The organism is Streptomyces sp. NPDC104202 (assembly GCF_055584185.1).
Genome location: NZ_JBVJMN010000125.1, coordinates 1 through 4017, shown reverse-complemented (window position 1 = coordinate 4017; position 4017 = coordinate 1). Strand labels below are relative to the sequence as shown.

4 protein-coding genes are annotated in these 4017 nt (G+C 73.2%); all 4 read left to right on the top strand.

The window, feature by feature from the left end:
- Window positions 1–426: 426 nt before the first annotated feature.
- The 4 genes from ACZ60W_RS37050 to ACZ60W_RS37035 all read left to right on the top strand — a co-directional run bounded on the left by ACZ60W_RS37050 (window position 427) and on the right by ACZ60W_RS37035 (window position 3878).
- Entirely contained in the window at window positions 427–849 is a 423-nt protein-coding gene (locus ACZ60W_RS37050) for a hypothetical protein (RefSeq protein ID WP_469759806.1), read from the top strand.
- 88 nt (window positions 850–937) lie between these two features.
- The gene (locus ACZ60W_RS37045) at window positions 938–1825 is read left to right on the top strand and encodes a hypothetical protein (protein WP_469759805.1); all 888 of its coding nucleotides are present in this window, start codon (window positions 938–940) and stop codon (window positions 1823–1825) included.
- Window positions 1826–1972: 147 nt separating this feature from the next.
- Complete coding sequence (locus ACZ60W_RS37040; protein WP_469759804.1) at window positions 1973–2926, top strand: peptidoglycan-binding domain-containing protein; 954 nt, start codon at window positions 1973–1975, stop codon at window positions 2924–2926.
- A 31-nt stretch (window positions 2927–2957) separates the two neighbouring features.
- Window positions 2958–3878, top strand: coding sequence for a peptidoglycan-binding domain-containing protein (locus ACZ60W_RS37035; RefSeq protein ID WP_469759803.1), 921 nt, complete (start codon window positions 2958–2960; stop codon window positions 3876–3878).
- Window positions 3879–4017 lie beyond the last annotated feature (139 nt).

The following is a 4017-nucleotide window of genomic DNA, read 5'->3' as shown; positions in this document are numbered from 1 at the left end:
GGGGGGGGGGGCGCGGGGGGGGGGGGGGGGGGGGGGGGGGGGGGGGGGGGGGGTGGGGGGGGGGGGGGGGGGGGGGGGGGGCCCCCCCCCCCCCCCCCCTCTCCCGTCCCCCGAGCCCCGTGCCCCTCGCCTCCCGCAACCCGCCCTTCCCTCGTCCCTTCCTCCCCTGTCCCCTTCCCCCGTCCCTTCCCTCCCCCTGTCCCCTTCCCCCCGTCCCTTTCCTGTTCCCGGCCCGTCCCCGCGTGCGTCCCCTCCCGTGCGTCCCGGTGGGCGCGCGTCCCGTGAGTGTCCCGACTGGGCGACGGGACCTACGCATTCGCCGGTCGGCATGGTCAGGATTCCGCTGGGCCCGAAACGGCGGCGGCCGGAACAGGCCCCTCGCACACCGTCCCTCACCACCACCCGTCCGACCACAGGAGTCACGACATGCGTCGCATCCGCAGCACCACCCTCACCGCAGGTGCCCTCGCCCTGGCCGGAGTGGCCGCCACCTGCGTGACGCTCGCCCCGGCGGCGTCCGCCTCGGCCCAGGCGTGCACGGTCACCACCCTCACCACCGGTGAGTACGAGTCTCAGGGCACCATCGCCACCAAGGCCTCCAGCGGCTGCGGTGACCTGAACCTGACCTACTCCTACAACGCCGGCGTCCGCACCTACGACCACTACGCCGGCCGTTACAAGAAGTCGTCCGGCTGGGTGACCGGCTCGAAGCGGTACGTCCAGGCGTACGACGGCAACCACAGCGTCAACGACTCGACCTACTGGCTCATCACCGGCCTCTCCGCCGGCACGCAGTTCAGCGTCTCCAGCCTGCTCGACGGCGGCGACACGGTCAAGATCACCCACTGACCCGCTCCCCGGCGGATCGGCAGCACGCCGCGGGGCCACCGGCATGACGGCCCCGCGGCGCCCGGACAACCGAGAGGCACGAGACGCTGTGAAGAAGAGGCCGATCACCGCTGCGGTCCTGGGCGCCGTCATCGCGGCGGCCGCCCTGACGGGCTGCGGGGGCTCCGCGCCCGGCCTCTCAGCGGTGTCCCTCCCCACGGCACCGGGCCCCGCACGGCCGCCTGCGGTGGCGCGGGGCCTGCCGGCGGAGCGGGACCTGACGGCGATGGTGCTGCCCGCGACCGGTACGGACAGCAGGCTGACCCAGGGTCTCGACGGCTTCGCCCAACTGGTGAGCCACGCCCGGACCCAGGAGTGCGCGGAGCGGGCGGGCGTGCGGCCCGCCGAGGTACCGCCCCCCGCGTACATCGGCTGGTCCGACCTGCCCGACCTAGGTTTCATCGGGCGGCATGGGCTCACGATGAGCGTGCCCGCCCTGCCGTCGGCCTCACCGGGTGGCCGGGGGGCGGGCCGGACCGACCGGGCCGCGCAGCAGCGCTGCGCGACGGAGGGCCGCGCCGCGGCCAAGGAGTTCAAGGCGCTGTACTCGCCGCTCCAGTCGCTGTGGTGGCCGGAGGTCTCGGCGGTCCGGGACGATCCTCGGGCGCGCGAGGCCCTGCGGACCCTGCCCGGCTGCCTCACGCGGTACGGCGTCGAGGTCGAGGACGAGGACGGCTTCTTCGCTCTCGTCGACCGCACCGTCCAGGGCATCGAGGACGGGGCGGAGGCCGCCCGCGCCGACCGGGGCCTCGGGGCGGCCTACGCCGCCTGCATGGCCCCGGTGGAAGCGGTCCGGGAACCCCTGCGCACCGCCCGCCGCACCGCCTTCGAGGCGGCGCACCGCGACGAACTCCACGCGCTGGAAAGCGGCCTGCTCCCGCGCATCCGGGAGCTGGAGCACCGGTACGGCCTGACCTTCGGGCACCCGGTCCCTTGAGCCCCGCCACGAGGACGTCCCACGGGAACGCGCCAGGCCACCGAGCGCACGTGACCCGCCACCCACGACCCGTCCCCGAATCCACCCCGTCCCCCGTAACCCCCAGCAATCGAGCCCGACATGATTCGACACGAGAGGGATCGCACCATGCTCCGATCGTCCGGTCTGCGCAAGCACAGCGCCCGGATCGCCCTGTTCCTCGCCCTGACCACGGCCCTGGTCGTCCAGACGGGCACCCCGGCCCAGGCGTTCGCGGGAGCGGCGTACCACCTGCAGAGCTCGGGCAACCGAGGCACTGACGTCGTCGCCCTCCAGTACCTGTTGGGTGCGCACGGCCAGTCCGTGGCCGCCGACGGGGTCTTCGGCTCCGGCACGGCGACCGCCGTCAAGGCCTTCCAGAGCTCCCAGGGCCTGACGGCGGACGGCATCGTCGGCCCGAACACCTGGGGCAAGCTCGTCTCCACGGTGCGCCAGGGCGACAACGGATCGGCCGTGAAGGCCGTGCAGTACCTGCTCAACGCCAAGCGTTCGGCGGGCCTGACGGTCGACGGCGCCTTCGGCCCGGCGACCGCCACCGCGGTGAAGACCTTCCAGAGCCACGCCGGCCTGTCCGCCGACGGAGTCGTCGGCCCCGACACCTGGCGCAACCTGGTCTGGCACTACGAGCTGGTGAACTTCACCCACATCTGCGACCAGAACCCGGACGGCAACGCGACAGCGAACTGGGCCACCGCCGCGGCGGTCGGCCAGCTGGAGGCCGCAGCCGCGTCGTTCGCCTCGACCGGCCGGGGCAGGGTGCCGATGGGCGACGCGGGCTTCGAGCACGGCGGCGACATCCCGGGCCACGCCAGCCACGAGGTCGGGCTCGACATCGACATCTGGCCGATCCGCACCGATTCCGCGCAGTGCTCGGCGGGCCGGATCACCTGGCAGTCCGGCACCTACGACCGGGCGGCGACCCGCCGGCTCGTGCAGGCGATCCGCGCGGCGGCCCCCGGGCACATCGAGGTCGTCTACTTCAACGACCCGACGCTGATCTCCGAGGGCCTGACCACGCAGTACCCGAACCACGACAACCACCTGCACGTCCGCTACCGCTGACGCCGGCCGGCGCAGCACGCGAAGGAGAGACATGCGCAGACGCATCCCGGCGCTGGTCGCCGCGGTCATCGCCGCGATGGTGGCCGTCCTGCTCGGGCCGAACACCGCCTCGGCCGCCACGTGGCCCGTCATCGCCAACGGCGACAGCGGGGCCCAGGTGACGACGATCCAGCACCTGCTCAACCACCGCGGGTACACGACCGGGGCCGACGGCCGGTTCGGTCCCGCGACCGAGGCGAAGGTCTCGGCGTTCCAGAGCGCCAACGGGCTCACAGCGGACGGCTCGGTGGGCCCGCTGACCTGGCCCAAGCTGGTCGCCACGGTACAGAGCGGCAGCACCGGCAACGCCGCCAAAGCGGCCCAGGCCCAGCTGAACCGGTACGGGTACGGCCTCGTCGTCGACGGTGACTTCGGCACCGCGTCGACCAACGCCGCCAGGGACTTCCAGTCCAAGCACGGCCTGACGGCGGACGGCATCGTGGGACCGAACACCTGGAACGCCCTGGTCGGTGGTTCCGGCAGCGGCGGGGGCGGCACCGGCCGCGCCCAGCTCGCCGCGTCGATCGACGCCAACTCCCGCATCTCCCTGCTCACCTATCACGTGAGCGGGGTCGTCGACGCCGACTCCACGGCCCAGGCGAACATCACCGACACGAAGAACGGCACCACCGCCGAGACCAGCAACTACAGCGACGTCGGCGAGCGCGAGGTCTGGCTCTCCACGGCCATGCTCAACGGCATGCTGAAGCTGGCCACGGAGCGGGGCTACACCTTCCTCGTCACCGAGATCGCGGGCGGCGACCACTCGTCGAACTCGAACCACTACAAGGGCATCGCGTTCGACGCGGACAACATGTCCGTCAGCAACGCCACCTTCGTCAGCGCCTGCCGCGCGTACGGCGCGACGGAAGCACTGGACGAGGGCAACCACGTCCACTGCGCCTGGCAGTAGCCCGAAGGGCAGGAGAAGCGGGGGAGGACCCCCCCCCCCCCCCCCCCCCCCCCTTCCCCCCCCCCGCCTTCAAGGTCCTTGCCTACACGGGGGCAAGCGGACAAACACCCATCCCCCCCCCCCCCCCAACACCCCTCCC

What these genes read in the sequence shown, in the direction of transcription:
- ACZ60W_RS37050 (WP_469759806.1), top strand. Translation starts at nt 427, where the DNA reads ATGCGTCGCATCCGCAGCACCACCCTCACCGCAGGTGCCCTCGCCCTG.
- ACZ60W_RS37040 (WP_469759804.1), top strand. Translation starts at nt 1,973, where the DNA reads ATGCTCCGATCGTCCGGTCTGCGCAAGCACAGCGCCCGGATCGCCCTG.
- ACZ60W_RS37035 (WP_469759803.1), top strand. Translation starts at nt 2,958, where the DNA reads ATGCGCAGACGCATCCCGGCGCTGGTCGCCGCGGTCATCGCCGCGATG.